Origin of the sequence: Serratia sp. NPDC087055 (assembly GCF_044900985.1) — a bacterium.
GTDB lineage: Bacteria > Pseudomonadota > Gammaproteobacteria > Enterobacterales > Enterobacteriaceae > Serratia.
The window spans coordinates 800,469-817,189 of sequence record NZ_JBJDOG010000001.1 but is presented as its reverse complement, the minus strand read 5'-3'; the positions used below and the strand labels follow the sequence as shown (position 1 = coordinate 817,189).

General features: G+C 52.4%; 15 protein-coding genes. 7 read left to right on the top strand and 8 right to left on the bottom strand.

Features of this window, described 5'->3' with window-relative positions:
- Positions 1 to 5: 5 nt before the first annotated feature.
- The 5 genes from ACI2J2_RS03830 to ACI2J2_RS03810 form a co-directional block, all read right to left on the bottom strand.
- A complete protein-coding gene (locus ACI2J2_RS03830; protein WP_209633907.1) occupies positions 6 to 299 on the bottom strand; it encodes a DUF1496 domain-containing protein in 294 nt (97 codons plus the stop codon).
- Complete coding sequence (locus ACI2J2_RS03825) at positions 296 to 2,221, bottom strand: DNA topoisomerase III (RefSeq protein WP_209633909.1); 1,926 nt, start codon at positions 2,219 to 2,221, stop codon at positions 296 to 298. Before ACI2J2_RS03825 ends, ACI2J2_RS03830 begins: the two co-directional genes overlap by 4 nt.
- Complete coding sequence (gene mnmH / locus ACI2J2_RS03820; RefSeq protein WP_404759438.1) at positions 2,221 to 3,339, bottom strand: tRNA 2-selenouridine(34) synthase MnmH; 1,119 nt, start codon at positions 3,337 to 3,339, stop codon at positions 2,221 to 2,223. Before mnmH ends, ACI2J2_RS03825 begins: the two co-directional genes overlap by 1 nt.
- Complete coding sequence (gene selD, locus ACI2J2_RS03815; protein ID WP_209633913.1) at positions 3,339 to 4,382, bottom strand: selenide, water dikinase SelD; 1,044 nt, start codon at positions 4,380 to 4,382, stop codon at positions 3,339 to 3,341. Before selD ends, mnmH begins: the two co-directional genes overlap by 1 nt.
- Positions 4,383 to 4,537: 155 nt before the next feature.
- Positions 4,538 to 5,089: an NAD(P)H nitroreductase gene (locus tag ACI2J2_RS03810; protein WP_404759437.1), complete on the bottom strand. Its 552-nt coding sequence runs from the start codon at positions 5,087 to 5,089 to the stop codon at positions 4,538 to 4,540.
- A 160-nt stretch (positions 5,090 to 5,249) separates the two neighbouring features.
- Here ACI2J2_RS03810 and sppA point away from each other — a divergent pair, with 160 nt between their 5' ends.
- The 4 genes from sppA to ACI2J2_RS03790 all read left to right on the top strand — a co-directional run bounded on the left by sppA (position 5,250) and on the right by ACI2J2_RS03790 (position 10,381).
- On the top strand, positions 5,250 to 7,106 hold the full coding sequence (sppA, locus tag ACI2J2_RS03805) for a signal peptide peptidase SppA (RefSeq protein ID WP_404759436.1): 1,857 nt from the start codon (positions 5,250 to 5,252) through the stop codon (positions 7,104 to 7,106).
- Between the two features lie 93 nt (positions 7,107 to 7,199).
- A complete protein-coding gene (gene ansA / locus ACI2J2_RS03800; protein ID WP_209633921.1) occupies positions 7,200 to 8,216 on the top strand; it encodes an asparaginase in 1,017 nt (338 codons plus the stop codon).
- Between the two features lie 23 nt (positions 8,217 to 8,239).
- Entirely contained in the window at positions 8,240 to 8,872 is a 633-nt protein-coding gene (gene pncA / locus ACI2J2_RS03795; protein ID WP_404759435.1) for a bifunctional nicotinamidase/pyrazinamidase, read from the top strand.
- Positions 8,873 to 9,100: 228 nt separating this feature from the next.
- Positions 9,101 to 10,381 carry a glycoside hydrolase family 18 protein gene (locus ACI2J2_RS03790; RefSeq protein ID WP_209633925.1) on the top strand — a complete coding sequence of 427 codons (1,281 nt, stop codon included), beginning with the start codon at positions 9,101 to 9,103 and terminating at the stop codon, positions 10,379 to 10,381.
- A gap of 38 nt (positions 10,382 to 10,419) precedes the next feature.
- Here ACI2J2_RS03790 and ACI2J2_RS03785 read toward each other — a convergent pair whose 3' ends face one another.
- Both ACI2J2_RS03785 and msrB read right to left on the bottom strand, forming a co-directional pair.
- Positions 10,420 to 10,692: a YeaC family protein gene (locus ACI2J2_RS03785; protein WP_037419701.1), complete on the bottom strand. Its 273-nt coding sequence runs from the start codon at positions 10,690 to 10,692 to the stop codon at positions 10,420 to 10,422.
- Positions 10,693 to 10,755: 63 nt separating this feature from the next.
- Positions 10,756 to 11,169, bottom strand: coding sequence for a peptide-methionine (R)-S-oxide reductase MsrB (gene msrB / locus ACI2J2_RS03780; protein ID WP_037419703.1), 414 nt, complete (start codon positions 11,167 to 11,169; stop codon positions 10,756 to 10,758).
- A gap of 348 nt (positions 11,170 to 11,517) precedes the next feature.
- Between msrB and gapA the strand changes: the two genes are divergently transcribed.
- Together gapA and ACI2J2_RS03770 are read left to right on the top strand one after the other, a co-directional pair.
- Positions 11,518 to 12,513, top strand: coding sequence for a glyceraldehyde-3-phosphate dehydrogenase (gene gapA, locus ACI2J2_RS03775; protein WP_404759434.1), 996 nt, complete (start codon positions 11,518 to 11,520; stop codon positions 12,511 to 12,513).
- 78 nt (positions 12,514 to 12,591) lie between these two features.
- Positions 12,592 to 13,467, top strand: a complete 876-nt coding sequence (locus tag ACI2J2_RS03770) for a D-hexose-6-phosphate mutarotase (RefSeq protein WP_209633927.1) — start codon at positions 12,592 to 12,594, stop codon at positions 13,465 to 13,467.
- 115 nt (positions 13,468 to 13,582) lie between these two features.
- Here the strand turns inward: ACI2J2_RS03770 and ACI2J2_RS03765 are convergent, their stop codons facing one another.
- Complete coding sequence (locus ACI2J2_RS03765) at positions 13,583 to 14,347, bottom strand: MipA/OmpV family protein (RefSeq protein WP_265553586.1); 765 nt, start codon at positions 14,345 to 14,347, stop codon at positions 13,583 to 13,585.
- Positions 14,348 to 14,775: 428 nt separating this feature from the next.
- Between ACI2J2_RS03765 and yeaG the strand changes: the two genes are divergently transcribed.
- On the top strand, positions 14,776 to 16,710 hold the full coding sequence (yeaG, locus tag ACI2J2_RS03760; RefSeq protein ID WP_209633930.1) for a protein kinase YeaG: 1,935 nt from the start codon (positions 14,776 to 14,778) through the stop codon (positions 16,708 to 16,710).
- Positions 16,711 to 16,721: the final 11 nt, after the last annotated feature.

Below are 16,721 nucleotides of genomic sequence, written 5' to 3'. Positions count from 1 at the left end.
CCGCGTCACTTTTTCAAACGCACCCAGATCAGGGGATTGGTGCCAACCACGTTGGGATCACGAATGCACTGTAGCGCTTCTCCTTCCACCTTGAGAATCGCCCCTTCCGAATAGTTTTGATTCTGATAAATGCAACAGCGGCTGCAGGGTTGCGCAGCCGGCTGAGCCGCGGCGCTCTTCGCCGTGCCCCAGATTTCCGGTGATACCGGCACAACAACATCCACATCACCACGATGGGCCGTCGCTGCGGCAGAAAATAGCAGTATGCCCGTCGCCAGCATCACTAACCTGTGATTCATTCACTTTTCTCCCGCGCCTTACCAGCGCTTTTTTTACGTTTCTTCGCCCCGGAGGAAGGTGACGGCGGCAACCCGCGAAACGCCATACTCGCCCGGCTCTGCTTGGCCTGATAAATCAGATCCTGCAAAGTACCTACCAGAGGTTGCATAAAGTCCTGATAGCGACAGGATTTCTCACTGATTTGCGTCAGTGTCGCCTCCCAATTAGCCGTCATATCGGGGCGGGCGGCAATATCCGGTAACGAATGGATCAAGGCTCGACCCGTTTCGCTAGAATGAATATAACGCCCCTTCTTATACAAAAACGCACGCTTGAACAGTAACTCAATGATTCCCGCACGCGTGGCCTCGGTTCCTAAACCATCGGTCGCTCGCAGGATTTTCTTTAGCGCTTTATCCTGAACAAAGCGCGCAATACCCGTCATGGCGGAAAGCAGGCTGGCGTCGGTGAACGGCCTTGGTGGCTGGGTCTGACGCTCAACCACCTCACCGCGTTCACACAAGAGTTCGTCATCTTTCGCCACCACCGGCAATGGTGCGCCTTCGTTTTCTTCATCACGCTCTTTACTGCCCAACAGGGTCCGCCACCCGGCCTCTGCCAGAAAACGGGCTTTGGCAATAAACTTGCCCCCAGCGATATCCAGCTCAATCACGCACTTGCGGAACATGGCGTCCGGGCAGAATTGCATCAAATATTGACGCGCAACCAACCCGTAAACGTTCATTTCATCCTGACTGAGATTCACTTTACTGGCACGAGCGGTAGGAATAATGGCATGGTGAGCATCCACCTTCTTGTCGTCCCAACAACGGTTACGGCGATCGCTGTCGATCACCGGCTGTGGGTAAAGATCGGGTTGATGAACGCTGATGGCATTTAAGACAGAATGACGTCCAGCGAAATGCTCTTCCGGGAGATAACGACAATCGGAACGTGGGTAGGTGATCAACTTATGGGTTTCATACAAACGCTGACACACATCCAGCACCTGCTGGGCGCTCAGGTTAAAGCGCTTGGAGGCTTCAATTTGTAAGGTCGACAGAGAAAATGGCAACGGCGCAGTATCTGATTCCCGTTTATCATTATAGGACGTAACCAGCGCCGGCTGGCCTTCAATACGTTTGAGCACGTGCTCTGCCAATGGCCGGTGCAGCAAGCGCCCCTCTTCATCCTGATAAGGCTCACAGGATTCACTGGGTTGCCAGAGAGCGACAAAGCGCTCCTCTTTTGGCGTCACTATGTGCGCTTTAACTTCGAAGAAGTCTTTCGACACAAAGTTTTCAATCTCTTCATCACGCCGTACCACTAGCCCCAGTACCGGCGTTTGCACGCGGCCAACAGACAACACGCCATCATAACCGGCATTGCGTCCCAGAATAGTGTAGGCACGGGTCATATTGATGCCATACAGCCAATCAGCACGCGAGCGAGCCAATGCGGAAACGCATAGAGGGATAAAGTCGCGGTTATCACGCAGCCGTTCAATCGCGCGCTCTACCGCTTGCGGGTTGAGATCGTTAATCAGGCAACGGCGGACACTTTGACGTTTTTCCGGCGTCAGTGACAAATAGTCCAGCACTTCGTCCACCAGCAATTGGCCCTCGCGATCGGGGTCACCAGCATGCACGACTTCATCGGCGTCCTGTAACAGCTTTTTAATGGCATTAAGCTGTTTGCTCACCGAAGGCCGTGGCTGCAATTGCCACTTCTCAGGAATAATCGGCAGATCCGCCAGCGACCAACGCGCATAACGGCTGTCATAGGCATCCGGTTGCGCTTGTTCTAATAAATGGCCCACGCACCAGGTGACCACATCGTTGTTACCGCAAGCGATAAATCCATCGCCACGGCGATGTGGCTTAGGAAGAACGTCGGCAATGGCGCGCGCCAAACTCGGTTTTTCGGCAATAAACAGTCGCATTATTCACCGTTATTCTGGCTGTACGTCATCAGGAAATCTCTTACTTCAGCATAATTCCCGCGGAACACAATTCGTTGGGATTTTTTTTCCAATTGATAGTGATACATCGGATCGTAGTAGTGCTGCAACAGAGACACCAGCCACTCCTGATGCCCGTCACTATTCCCGCTGGCATGCTGGCACTGTAATGCCCATTCCAGGCGCTGTGTCAGCAGTTGGAAACGTTCCATTCCCAAGCGGCGGCGAATGGCAAACAGGCCGTGATGCAGATACTCAACGTATTTCTGCCAGCCCAACTCTGGGCCGTAAGCCTGTTCAAATTCGAGGCGCATACGGTCAATGTATTCGTGCTGCAACCGTGCCAATCGCACGTCAAAGGGATCGTCTATCACCGCCACTGGGGCTTGCTGCATGCGGTTGAAGATGGGTAATGGCACATTATTGCTGCCAATAATACGCCCTTCATCTTCCAGCACCCAACGGCGGCAGCCACCATGCTGTTTTTTCAGCAACAACACAGCCAGACGATTCTCAAAATCAATCTGAGCGCTTTGATCCACGAGCGTTCGGCCAAAAGATGAACCGCGGTGATGAGCAGCCCCTTCCAGATCGACCCCATCGGCCAGTTCATTGATTAACTGCGTTTTACCGCTGCCGGTATTGCCGCCGATTAACACCATCGGTAATTCGGCGCTCTGTTCCAACGTGGTGAGCAAGAAATGCCGCAATGCTTTGTAACCACCGATAATGCGTGGGTAGTCAACACCGACCTCACGCAGCCACTGCTGCACCAACTGTGAACGCAAACCGCCCCGGAAACAGTAAATATATCCTTCTGGCCGTTGAGCGCATTGTGCTACCCATGCTGCTGTCCGTTGCTCACGTAGCCTGCCGTTAACCAGGCGGTAGCCCAATGCAATTGCAGCCTGCTGCCCCTGCTGCTTGTAACAGGTGCCAACCGCCTGCCGTTCTTCATCGTTCATTAGCGGCAGATTGATTGCATTGGCGAACGCGCCCTGCTGAAACTCAACGGGCGCGCGCACATCTATCAGCGGGATATCGTGCAAAAAAATACGGCGATAGTCTTGGGTATCCACCCGCACTGGCGTTACGGACACTACACGACCTCTATCAACGGCTTAGCCGGCACTGCCGCATGCAGTTCACCAATTGCCTGGAGTTGAATGCCATGACGTTCGGCAATGGCCAACACCTGCTGTTCTGCCTCGGGCAGCACAGCCAATAACAAACCACCAGAGGTTTGCGGATCGCACAGTAGCTGTCGTTGCAAATCGGTCATTTCACCGACCAGATGGCCGTAACTGTCAAAGTTACGCCCCGTGCCCCCCGGCACGCACCCTTCGGCAATATAATGCTCGATATCCGGCAACTTCGGCACGTGATCAAACCATACCGTCGCCTGCAGGCCAGAGCCCTGGCAAACCTCGCTCAGGTGGCCCAGCAGGCCGAAACCGGTGACATCCGTCATCGCCGTCACACCCTCAACGTCGGCAAAATCCGCGCCGGGTTTGTTCAACTGGCACATCACTTCGGTTGCCAAACCTGCATGTTCAGGACGCAGTTTGCTTTTCTTCTCGGCCGTGGTCAGCACGCCAATGCCCAGCGGCTTGGTCAGGAATAGTTTGGATCCCGCTTGAGCGGCACTGTTTTTTTTCACCCGTTCAGTATTCACTATACCGGTGACCGCCAGGCCAAAAATGGGCTCAGGGGCATCAATAGAATGGCCGCCAGCCAGCGCAATACCCGCCTGTTGGCAAGCATAACGCCCACCGTCGATCACCTGTTGTGCCACTTCCGGCGGCAGCGTAGCAATCGGCCAGCCAAGAATAGCAATCGCCATGATGGGTTTCCCGCCCATAGCATAGACGTCGCTGATCGCATTCGTCGCGGCGATACGGCCAAAATCAAACGGGCTATCGACGATTGGCATAAAAAAGTCGGTGGTGCTGATAATGCCGACACCGTTACCAATGTCATACACCGCTGCATCGTCACGAGTTTCATTGCCAACCAACAAACTCGGATCGACAAATTTCTCCCGCTCACTGTGCAGAATAGTTTCGAGAACTTTCGGTGAGATTTTACAACCACAGCCAGCGCCATGGCTGTACTGGGTTAAACGGATCGCTGGCGATGACATATACCACTCCCTTCGGTTAACGGCATTCAAGATATCATAGGGTAGCGCTTGCCGACGGGATTGGTAAGAGCAGGTTGTCGATAACCGAACAGCCTGCTCAGAAACAACACAGAATGGCGGGATTTAGTGCATTTTTTCCGCAGTCCGGACGGGGCTCAGAAATAGCTGACGAACGGGGTGCTGTCTGGGGCGACCACTTTGGTGGACGCTTTTAGCTGAGGAGTGCCTAAATACAGGAAACCGACAATTTCGTCCTGTTCGCGGCAACCAAAGGCGTCACGAACCAAAGGATGTTCAGTCCAGGCACCGGTGCGCCAGATACCGTTAAAACCTTGGGCCAATGCGGCCATTTGCATGGCCTGGACCGCACAACCGGCGGAAACAACCTGCTCCCAACGCGGAACCTTGGTTTCTTCGGTACAATACGCTACCACGGTAATGATCAGCGGAGCGCGGAACGGTGCCTTAGTCGCTTTCTCTATGGCCGCATCATCCATTTCATCCTGTTTTGCAGCAGCTTGTAACAATTGGCTAAAGCGCTCCAGCCCCTGGTCTTCGATCATCACAAAACGCCAGGGTTGCAAAGCACCGTGGTCAGGCGCCCGCAGGCCCGCGTTGATGATATTCTGACGAACCTCACCGGCAGGCGCAGGGGCCGCAAGGCGCGACGCAGAACGGCGATTCAGTAAAAGATCCAGTGCATCCATCGTAAACTCCTGATAACAATTTTCATTACGATCACGTTAACATAGCTAAACAGCGAGTGACAGTCTCGGCATTACCCTCTGTGACCCACGATTTAAAGCTGACATTTCCTCGCCCGCTCATTAGGATAGCGGAACATTCTCGACTCTTGTTGGAGAGCACATGCGCACATTGTGGCAAATCATTGCCGGCGTTTTTAGGTGGACATGGCGTCTGCTGAACTTTATCAGGGAACTTATCCTCAATCTGTTCCTGGTGTTACTGATCTTGGTGGGGGTGGGCATTTATTTGTCGTTCCAAAGCTCAACCACGACAACAGTCCCTACTCGCGGGGCATTACTGGTGGATCTGAGCGGCGTGGTCGTTGACCAACCCTCAATGAACAATAAAGTGCGCCAATGGGGCCGCGAACTGCTGGGCGCCTCAAGCAACCGCCTGCAGGAAAACTCCCTGTTTGACGTGGTTGATAGCATCCGTAAAGCCAAAGACGATAAAAACATTACCGGCATGGTATTGCAGTTGAATGACTTTGCCGGCGCCGATCAGCCTTCGCTGCAGTACATTGGCAAAGCGCTGCGTGAGTTCCGTGACAGCGGCAAACCGATTTTTGCCATCGGTGACAGCTATAACCAGACACAATATTATCTGGCCAGCTACGCCAACAAAGTTTACCTGTCGCCGCAGGGTGCGGTCGATCTGCACGGTTTTGCAACCAACAACCTTTACTACAAGTCGTTGCTGGAAAAACTCAAGGTCACAACCAACATCTTCCGCGTTGGGACGTATAAATCCGCCGTTGAGCCTTTGATCCGTGATGACATGTCACCGGCAGCTCGAGAAGCTGACAGCCGGTGGATTGGTGGCCTATGGCAAAACTATCTGGAGACAGTAGCGGCTAACCGTCAGATCACGGCGCAACAGCTGTTCCCAGGCGCTGCGGGCGTATTAAGTGGATTGCAGGCTGCCGGGGGGGACACCGCCAAGTATGCGCTGGACAACAAACTGGTTGATGAACTGGCATCACGAACCGTCATCGAAAATCAACTGATCAAGACCTTCGGTTGGGACAAACAGGCGAATGATTTCAACGCCACCAGCATCTATGACTATCAGCCGAAGCCTACGCCAGATCAGGGCGGCAAAATTGCCGTGATCTTTGCCAATGGCGCAATCATGGATGGCCCACAAACCCCGGGCTCCGTTGGGGGCGATACCACCGCCGCAGAACTGCGTCAGGCACGACTGGATCCGGCAATCAAAGCCGTGATTTTCCGCGTCAATAGCCCAGGTGGCAGTGTCAGTGCGTCTGAAGTTATTCGTTCCGAATTGGCTGCTGTGCGTGCCGCTGGCAAACCTGTCGTGGTCTCTATGGGCGGCATGGCAGCCTCAGGCGGCTATTGGGTCTCTACACCGGCGGACTACATCATCGCCAGTCCGAGCACCCTCACCGGCTCCATTGGCATCTTCGGGGTGATTAACACCTACGAGCAGACGTTGGACAGCATCGGCGTACATACCGACGGCGTGGCAACCTCCCCGCTGGCCGATCTGGCCGTCACCAAGGCGCTGCCGCCTGAGTTCTCGCAGATGATGCAATTGAACATCGAAAAAGGTTATCAAAACTTTATCGATCTGGTCGCCAAGTCCCGCAAAATGACACCTCAGCAGGTTGATCAGATTGCTCAGGGTCACGTGTGGCTGGGCAGCGATGCCAAGGCCAATGGCCTGGTCGATCAGTTGGGCGACTTCGACGACGCAGTGAAGAAAGCCGCCGAGTTGGCGCAATTGAAACAGTGGCAGCTTAACTGGTTTGTTGATACCCCAAGCCTGACCGATATGGTCCTCAGCCAGTTTGGTGTGTCTATTCACGCCATGCTGCCGGCGGCTATCCAGTCAATGCTACCCGCCCCGCTGGCGTCAGTCGCCATGGCAGTCAAAGAACAACCAGGTTTGTTCAATAATCTGAACGATCCGCAAAATCGCTATGCTATCTGTTTGACCTGCGGAGAAGTCCGCTAACAAATTAATCCTCAGCCCGGCACCCGCCGGGCTTTTTTTCTGCGCTTATCCCCCTATAATTCAGCCCATCTAATTTCTGTTAAAACCAAGACTATGCAAAAGAAATCGATTTACGTCGCCTACACCGGTGGCACCATCGGCATGCAACGTTCTGAACATGGCTACATCCCGGTTTCCGGCCACCTACAGCGCCAACTGGCCCTGATGCCAGAATTCCACCGGCCTGAAATGCCGGACTTCACCATTCATGAATACGCGCCGCTGATAGACTCCTCCGACATGACGCCTGAAGACTGGCAGCATATCGCCGATGACATCAAAATGAATTACGACCGTTATGATGGCTTCGTCATCCTGCACGGCACCGACACCATGGCCTTCACCGCATCGGCCCTGTCGTTCATGTTGGAAAACCTGGCCAAGCCGGTGATTGTGACCGGCTCCCAAATCCCGCTGGCGGAACTGCGTTCAGATGGCCAAACCAATCTTTTGAACGCGCTTTATCTGGCGGCTAACCACCCGGTAAATGAAGTCAGCCTGTTCTTCAACAACAAGCTCTTTCGGGGCAACCGCACGACCAAAGCACATGCAGACGGTTTCGATGCCTTTGCCTCGCCCAACCTGCCGCCATTATTGGAAGCCGGTATCCATATTCGTCGCCAAAACGGCATCGATAGCCCGGCCTGCAACGGTGACCTCAAAGTACATGACATCACACCCCAGCCGATCGGCGTAGTGACGATTTACCCAGGGATTTCCGGCGCCGTAGTGCGCAACTTCCTGCTGCAACCGGTGAAGGCATTGATACTTCGCTCTTACGGCGTGGGTAACGCACCACAAAAAGCAGAGTTGGTTGATGAGCTGCGCGATGCGTCTGAACGCGGCATCGTGGTAGTGAACCTGACGCAGTGCATCTCCGGGCGGGTAAACATGGAAGGTTATGCCACCGGTAATGCCTTGGCCCATGCCGGGGTCATCAGTGGGTTCGACATGACCGTTGAGGCTGCCTTGACCAAACTGCATTATCTGCTGAGCCAACCACTAACACCGGAACAAATCCGCAGCCAGATGCAGCAGGATCTGCGTGGTGAGCTGAGCATTAGTGGTTAACCATTCCGCACCACGGAGTAGAAATGAAAACAGCCCTGTTGCTTATTGATTTGCAAAACGACTTTTGTCCCGACGGCGCACTGGCGGTGACAGAAGGCGATGCCGTGATCACGGTCGCCAATCAGGCCATGATGGCCTGTAGCGCACGCGGTGAGCCAGTGATCGCCAGCCAGGATTGGCACCCCGCCAATCATCGTAGCTTCGCGGTCAACGCCAATGCAGAGGTGGGAACCCTGGGTGAGCTCGACGGTTTACCTCAGGTCTGGTGGCCGGTGCACTGCGTGCAGCAAAGCCAGGGTGCCGAGTTTCACCCACAGCTAGAGCAGCAGCGCATCAGCACCGTGTTCCGCAAAGGCCAAAGTACAGATATCGACAGCTACAGTGCTTTTTTCGACAACGGCCACCGTTCACACACTGAACTGGACGCGTGGTTGAAAGCACAGAATGTCACTCACCTTGCCATCATGGGATTAGCAACTGACTACTGTGTGAAATTTAGCGTACTGGATGCATTAGCGCTGGGGTATCAAACATCGGTAATTATCGACGGTTGCCGCGGTGTCAATTTGCAGCCAGACGACAGCCAGAAAGCCCTTCAGGCCATGCAACAGGCTGGCGCTCAAATCGTGACGCTGTCACAGTTTATTGCACAATGATATAAACGGGCGTGAAACACGCCCATCTCCACTCCGCTAGAAACCTCGACGCCGCTCACATTCCAACCATTCTCATGTGATTACATCTTGTTCGTATCCAGCGCTTTTGCTGTTATGACCACTGATGCATTGCATCAATGAGTTATACGCATCCGGGGCCCTTTGAGCCCGGCTTTATGTTACCGCCTCAGGCGGTTTCGGTCGGCCTTGTCGACCAAAGGAGATTACATGGCTTTAACCCGTAAACTGCTGCCTTTGCTGGTAGCGGTACAGCTTGGTATGGCTGGAACCAGCATGGCTCACGCGGCCTCTTATCTGTCCGTTGGTTATTTCAACGGTGGGGGTGACGTTACCGCCGGCCCTGGCGGCGATATCAATAAGCTGGACGTCACACAAATCACCCACCTCAATTACTCTTTCGGCCTGATCTATAACGACGAGAAGCAGGAAACCCACCCGGCACTAAAAGACCCTGCTCGTCTGCACCAAATTTATCTGTCACCCAAGGTGATGGCCGATCTGCAATTGCTGCCCGTTCTGCGTAAGCAAAACCCTGAACTGAAAGTGCTGCTGTCCGTTGGTGGCTGGGGCGCCCGCGGGTTCTCCGGTGCCGCAGCAACACCTGAAAGCCGCGCCGTTTTTATCCGTTCGGTGCAACAGATCATTAAACAGTACCAACTGGACGGCATCGATCTCGACTGGGAATACCCGGTTAACGGTGCCTGGGGACTGGTCGAAAGCCAGCCGGCGGATCGCGCTAATTTTACCCTGTTGTTAGGGGAGCTGCGTAAGGCGCTGGATAACGGCAAATTGCTGACCATCGCCGTCGGCGCCAATGTGAAAAGCCCACAAGAGTGGGTCGATGTTAAGGGCATTGCACCCTATCTCGACTATATCAACCTGATGACCTATGACATGGCGTACGGCACTCAATACTTCAACGCCAACCTGTATGATTCCAAACAGTGGCCAACCGTCGCGGCTGCCGATCGTTACAGCGCCAATTTTGTCGTGGATAACTATTTGGCAGCAGGGTTGAAGCCCGCGCAATTAAACCTGGGGATTGGTTTCTATGGCCGGGTGCCAAAACGGGCGACCGAACCGGGTATAGATTGGGACAAACCAGACGCAGCTAAAAACCCTGTCACCCAGCCCTATTTCACTGCACGTGAAACTGCCGTGTTCAAATCCATGGGATTGGACCTCACCAAGGACAGTTACTTTAAATACAACGATATCGTCAGCAAACTGTTAAACGATCCGCAGCGGCGCTTCACCGCCCATTGGGACAGCGACGCTCAGGTACCTTATCTGACGATGAAATCTGCCGAAGGCAAGCCGCTGTTTGCCATTTCGTATGAGAACCCACGCTCGGTTGAGCTCAAAGCGGACTACATCAAAAGCAAAGGACTCGGTGGCGCCATGTTCTGGGAATACGGCGCGGATGACAATAACCGGTTGGCGCATCAATTGGCGGAATCATTGGGGATTAACAACGGGAAACGCTAAATCAACGGGGCGATGGCAGCATCGCCCCGTTGTCAGATTCACTGTGGTTTTAACTTCACCAGCGGTTCAGCAATGAACTGCTGTTTCAGTTCTTGCTTACTCTTCATCACTATCTGGCCATCAGTGCCGATGCTCATATGCTGAGGATCCGTATTGTGCAATGACTGCCACAGCATCACCGCCTGCAGGCTATTTTCTTTTTGTTCCGGGGTCAACGCGACGCCATCCGGCCATTTACCTAACTCAACAGCCAATACCAGGCGTTGATAGATTTCCGGCGTCATGGCGGCAATCAAGTCTTTCACGTCCATCAGAGCATTTCCTCACTCGTGGAAGAATAATTAGCTGAATCGATTTTTCTAACGGAATAATCGTTAGCCTGCCGTTTTTTCGCCGTTCTCGCCGTCAGTAAAGCTCAGCGACGCGGAATTAACGCAAAAACGCTCGCCGGTCGGTTGCGGGCCATCCGGGAAAACATGCCCTAAATGTGCGTCGCAGTGACCACAGCGAATTTCAACACGGTGCATATTGTGTGTATTATCATCAAGATAACGAATAGCATCGTCAGATACTGGCTCATAGAAGCTTGGCCAGCCACAACCGGAGTCATACTTGCTGTCGGAGTAGAACAGCGGTTGGTTACAGCACAGACAATGGTACACGCCCTCGCGTTTGTTGTGCAGTAATTTACCGGAATACGGAGCCTCGGTACCACGCTCTTGCGTCACATAACGTTGGATTTCATTCAGTTCCGTGCCCGGATGGTCAGGGGTTGTCTCTTTAGCCATTTGTGCGATTCTCTGAATGTGGATAATGTCAACGAAAACAATGAGTAATAATAACAAAAAATTAACAACACTGCAGCGATTTTTGGCCTAAACTGTAGGCCATAAAGGCCATGTCACGGCAATATGTGATGCCGATCACACATCTTAAACGGACTGACTTTATACTTGGCGGTTTGACCCCATATAACGGATGAGGCCGAACGCAAACGGAATGTGCAATAAGCACTCAAACCAACGTCTCAGGTTTGATTTGCAGCAAGAATTGACACGATTCCGCTTGACGCTTGGTAAGGTTTTTGTAATTTTACAAGCAACCTTTTATTCACTAACAAATAGCTGGTGGAATATATGACTATCAAAGTAGGTATCAACGGTTTTGGCCGTATCGGTCGCATTGTTTTTCGTGCTGCTCAAGAACGTTCTGACATCGAAATCGTTGCAATCAACGACCTGTTAGACGCAGAGTACATGGCTTACATGCTGAAATATGACTCTACTCACGGCCGCTTCAACGGCACTGTAGAAGTTAAAGACGGCCACCTGGTTGTTAACGGCAAAACCATCCGTTGTACCTCAGAAAGAGATCCGGCTAACCTGAAGTGGAACGAAGTCAACGTTGACGTCGTTGCTGAAGCAACTGGCCTGTTCCTGACTGACGAAACTGCACGTAAACACATCGCTGCAGGCGCTAAGAAAGTTGTTCTGACTGGCCCATCCAAAGACGACACTCCAATGTTCGTTATGGGTGTGAACCACAAATCCTACGCAGGTCAGGAAATCGTTTCTAACGCTTCTTGTACCACCAACTGCCTGGCACCACTGGCTAAAGTTATCAACGACAAGTTTGGCATCGTTGAAGCGCTGATGACCACTGTGCATGCAACTACCGCAACTCAGAAAACTGTTGATGGCCCGTCTCACAAAGACTGGCGCGGCGGCCGCGGCGCATCCCAGAACATCATCCCTTCTTCTACCGGTGCAGCTAAAGCTGTAGGTAAAGTTATCCCAGAACTGAACGGCAAACTGACCGGTATGGCGTTCCGCGTTCCAACTCCGAACGTGTCTGTGGTTGACCTGACTGCTCGTCTGGCAAAACCAGCGTCTTACAAAGAAATCTGTGCTGCTATCAAAGCGGCTTCTGAAGGCGAGCTGAAAGGCGTTCTGGGTTACACCGAAGACGAAGTAGTTTCTACCGATTTCAACGGTGAAACTCTGACTTCCGTATTCGATGCCAAAGCCGGTATCGCACTGAGCGACACCTTCGTGAAACTGGTTTCTTGGTACGACAACGAAACTGGCTATTCCAACAAGGTTCTGGATCTGATCGCTCAGATCTCCAAATAATGGATTGATGTTAAGTGATGATGAGGGCGACATTTGTGTCGCCCTTTTTTGTTTCTACGGCGAACAAAAGGCAATCTGATGAACGAAAAGATTTTCACCCTACCCGTTACCGAACAAATTTCACCTTACATCAGCCAACGTCAGCTCGACGAACTGCCTGTGGTGGTCGTTTCCCACCCCAAAGTACGCGCAGCAATCTCGTTGCAAGGCGCACATCTGTTGGCCTGGCAACCTAGCGGTGAAAAACCGGCTATTTGGCTGAGCAACAACACGCCGTTTAAAAAAGGCAATGCCATCCGCGGTGGCGTGCCTATTTGCTGGCCCTGGTTTGGCCCGGTGGCAAAACCCTCTCACGGCTTCGCCCGCAATCAGCCGTGGAGCCTGACGGCGCATGACGAAGACGAGAACGGCGTCATACTGACATTCACGCTGAAAGACAATGAGCAAACTCGTAGCCTGTGGCCCCATGCCTTTACGCTGATTGCTCGCTTTAAGCTGGGTGAAGAATGCGAGATAGAACTGGAGTCACATGGTGACTATCAAGCAACCGCTGCGCTGCACACGTATTTCCAGATCGGTGATATTGCACAAGTTAACGTTGCCGGTCTCGGTGAACCTTATATCGATAAGGTCGCTGGCGGTTCAGAAGCACGCCAGGTGGGCGATGTGACCTTCGTGGGGCAAACTGACCGGGTTTACACCAAGCCAGATGCTTACAGTCTGATTAAGGACGCATCGCTGCGGCGCACCATTGAGGTTCATCATCACCATATGAGTGATGTGATTGCCTGGAATCCAGGGGTGGAATTGTCTTGCAGCATGGCAGATATGCCAAACGACGGTTATAAAACCATGGTTTGCGTGGAAACAGGTCGCGTCAGCAAGCCTCTGGTGGCTGCAGGTGAACAACCGGCACGTTTGGCTGTGACCTTCCGCATTCGTAGCAACGCGTAGTCTTTCTTAGTGCGGTCAATAAGACCGCCTTCCGTTACCGCACCAAGAGTGTGCAAAAGGGGCGTAAACGCCCCTTTTTGATGCACGTGTTGCACACTATTTGTGCGCAGCTGGATTAGAAGCTGTATTTCACGCCTGTCATCAACAGCCCGGTGTAAGATTTATCCACCATTGGGCTATCTTTCACTTCGTCAGACAGTTTGACATAGCGACCGACAAAGAAGGCATCCCAATCCTTGTTGATCTTGTAGTTAGCGCTCAGCTCAACATAAGGTGCCCAGCTATCGCTCGGCGTGTAGCTGTCAAGACCACTGCGGCGAGACTCGTCTTCACTCACGCCAAAGTAGTATTTGTTCTGGTTTTTGCTGCTCCACATCACACCCACTCCGGGTACCAAGGTAAAGGCGTCCAGATCAAATTTGTACAGATAGGCCAGGTCACCGACGATACCGTTGCTGTAATTCAGCGTATCACCTGTCAACGTCGTCCGCAGGATGCCCCACTCGGCAAAATGCGAATAAGCCAGGCCGGCCATCAGCGTGCCGCGACGTTTGTTCAACTGCTTCATGCGATCGTCGTCGCTGTCACCTGGGCGGTAACCCAACGGCGAGTAGTAGCCCATCAGGCTCAGTTGATTTTCCTGATCTTTCCACAGGTAATAACCGGCAGTCAGCGTCCGGAAGTAGAAGTCGTCACCTTCATAATTAATAACGGGTACCGGGTACACGCGGTCCTGATAACCACGATACGGGTCCGGACTAACCAGTGCGGAAGCACCGAGTGACCAAGTTCCTGCCTGAACACTTTGCGCACAAACCATTGCGGAAGCGATAATTGCTAGCGTTTTGAGTTGAAAAATCTTCACTGGTTCTTTTTCCATAAATAACAGAGTTAATTGCGGACATAGTTTATGTGAAAAATTCGTTACGCGCTGAATCTTTACAATGGAAAACGACTAAGATCGAATAACTTAGAACAGAAATATGAATTAATCATGGCAGAACAGTGACGTTTTTTGCCGCAGGCCGCGCCAGACAAGGCATTTGATACGCCTGTAATAACTGAGTCATTGATATGACTTAAAAAAAGCTTTTTATGACGCAGGAAATTTTCCGGTATGCAAACTAAGCTTAAATCAGAAGGTGAATGAATCCTGAGCCAGTGGCAATACAGCGCAACTCGCGATTATAAGCGCACCAAGTTGGCATACGGGTTGCTGTACTCAGGGATAACTTCTTCTTTCGGGGGCCACAAGACTATCACTAGCTCCCTTTAACCTGTGCTAATAACGAAAGGACGGGCATCGCCATGAACATATTTGACCACTATCGCCAGCGCTACGAAGCTGCCAAGGACGAAGAGTTCACACTGCAGGACTTTCTTACCATTTGCCGGCAAGATCGCAGTGCATATGCCAATGCGGCCGAACGTCTGCTGATGGCTATCGGTGAACCAGTTATGGTCGACACCGCGCTTGAGTCGCGCATGTCTCGCCTGTTCTCCAACCGCGTGATCGCACGCTACCCGGCATTCGAAGAGTTCTACGGCATGGAAGAAGCTATCGAACAGATAGTCTCTTATCTGAAGCATGCCGCGCAGGGCCTCGAAGAGAAAAAACAAATTCTTTACCTGTTGGGCCCTGTGGGCGGCGGGAAATCATCGTTGGCGGAACGCCTGAAGGCGCTGATGCAACTCGTACCGATTTACACACTGAGTGCCAACGGCGAACGCAGCCCGGTCAACGATCATCCGCTGTGCCTGTTCAATCCGCAGGAAGATGCCAATATTCTGGAAAAAGAATATAACATTCCTAATCGCTATCTCGGTACCATCATGTCCCCGTGGGCGGCTAAACGCCTGCATGAATTTGGCGGAGACATCACCAAATTCAAAGTGGTGAAAGTGCGCCCTTCCATCCTGGAACAGATCGCCATCGCCAAAACAGAACCGGGTGATGAGAACAACCAGGATATTTCTGCGCTGGTAGGTAAAGTGGATATCCGCAAGCTGGAAAACCACGCGCAGAACGATCCGGATGCCTATGGCTATTCCGGCGCCCTTTGCCGTGCCAACCAAGGGATCATGGAGTTCGTAGAGATGTTCAAGGCACCGATCAAGGTGCTGCACCCTCTGCTGACTGCCACCCAGGAAGGTAACTACAACGGTACCGAGGGGATTTCTGCCCTGCCGTTCAGCGGCATTATTCTGGCCCACTCCAACGAATCCGAATGGGTGACCTTCCGTAACAACAAAAACAACGAGGCATTCCTGGACCGTGTTTATATCGTTAAGGTCCCGTACTGCCTGCGGGTGTCGGAAGAGATAAAAATCTACGACAAACTGCTGGATCACAGCGAACTGACCCATGCCCCATGCGCCCCTGGCACACTGGAAACGCTGGCTCGCTTTACCGTGCTTTCACGCATGAAAGAGCCTGAAAACTCGAGCATCTACTCTAAGATGCGCGTCTATGATGGCGAAAGCCTCAAGGATACCGATCCGAAAGCCAAGTCGTATCAGGAATACCGCGACTATGCGGGGGTTGATGAAGGCATGAACGGCCTGTCCACCCGTTTTGCATTTAAAATCCTCTCAAGGGTGTTCAACTTTGATCACGCTGAGGTCGCTGCTAACCCGGTACACCTGTTCTACGTACTGGAACAGCAGATCGAACGCGAGCAATTCCCACAGGATTTGTCGGAGAAATACCTGGAACATCTGAAAGGCTATCTGATCCCGAAATACGCCGAGTTTATCGGTAAAGAGATCCAAACGGCCTATCTGGAATCCTACTCGGAATACGGCCAGAACATTTTCGACCGCTACGTGACCTATGCAGATTTCTGGATCCAGGATCAGGAGTACCGTGATCCGGATACTGGGCAACTGTTCGATCGCGAGTCCCTGAATGCTGAACTGGAGAAAATCGAAAAACCCGCTGGCATCAGTAATCCGAAAGACTTCCGCAACGAAATAGTCAACTTCGTGCTGCGTGCCCGGGCTAATAATAGCGGTCGTAACCCTAACTGGACCAGCTATGAGAAGCTGCGTACCGTGATCGAGAAGAAAATGTTCTCGAACACCGAAGAGTTACTGCCAGTGATTTCGTTTAACGCTAAAACCTCAACGGATGAGCAGAAGAAACACGACGACTTCGTCGACCGTATGATGGAAAAAGGCTACACCCGCAAACAAGTGCGTCTGTTGTGTGAATGGTATCTGCGGGTCAGGAAGTCTTCATAACGACTATATCC

Excerpts from the sequence above, each read along its gene's own strand:
- ACI2J2_RS03830 (WP_209633907.1), bottom strand. The coding sequence starts at position 299 with ATGAATCACAGGTTAGTGATGCTGGCGACGGGCATACTGCTATTTTCT.
- ACI2J2_RS03825 (WP_209633909.1), bottom strand. The coding sequence starts at position 2,221 with ATGCGACTGTTTATTGCCGAAAAACCGAGTTTGGCGCGCGCCATTGCC.
- selD (WP_209633913.1), bottom strand. The coding sequence starts at position 4,382 with ATGTCATCGCCAGCGATCCGTTTAACCCAGTACAGCCATGGCGCTGGC.
- ACI2J2_RS03810 (WP_404759437.1), bottom strand. The coding sequence starts at position 5,089 with ATGGATGCACTGGATCTTTTACTGAATCGCCGTTCTGCGTCGCGCCTT.
- sppA (WP_404759436.1), top strand. The coding sequence starts at position 5,250 with ATGCGCACATTGTGGCAAATCATTGCCGGCGTTTTTAGGTGGACATGG.
- ansA (WP_209633921.1), top strand. The coding sequence starts at position 7,200 with ATGCAAAAGAAATCGATTTACGTCGCCTACACCGGTGGCACCATCGGC.
- pncA (WP_404759435.1), top strand. The coding sequence starts at position 8,240 with ATGAAAACAGCCCTGTTGCTTATTGATTTGCAAAACGACTTTTGTCCC.
- ACI2J2_RS03790 (WP_209633925.1), top strand. The coding sequence starts at position 9,101 with ATGGCTTTAACCCGTAAACTGCTGCCTTTGCTGGTAGCGGTACAGCTT.
- ACI2J2_RS03785 (WP_037419701.1), bottom strand. The coding sequence starts at position 10,692 with ATGGACGTGAAAGACTTGATTGCCGCCATGACGCCGGAAATCTATCAA.
- msrB (WP_037419703.1), bottom strand. The coding sequence starts at position 11,169 with ATGGCTAAAGAGACAACCCCTGACCATCCGGGCACGGAACTGAATGAA.
- gapA (WP_404759434.1), top strand. The coding sequence starts at position 11,518 with ATGACTATCAAAGTAGGTATCAACGGTTTTGGCCGTATCGGTCGCATT.
- ACI2J2_RS03770 (WP_209633927.1), top strand. The coding sequence starts at position 12,592 with ATGAACGAAAAGATTTTCACCCTACCCGTTACCGAACAAATTTCACCT.
- ACI2J2_RS03765 (WP_265553586.1), bottom strand. The coding sequence starts at position 14,347 with ATGGAAAAAGAACCAGTGAAGATTTTTCAACTCAAAACGCTAGCAATT.
- yeaG (WP_209633930.1), top strand. The coding sequence starts at position 14,776 with ATGAACATATTTGACCACTATCGCCAGCGCTACGAAGCTGCCAAGGAC.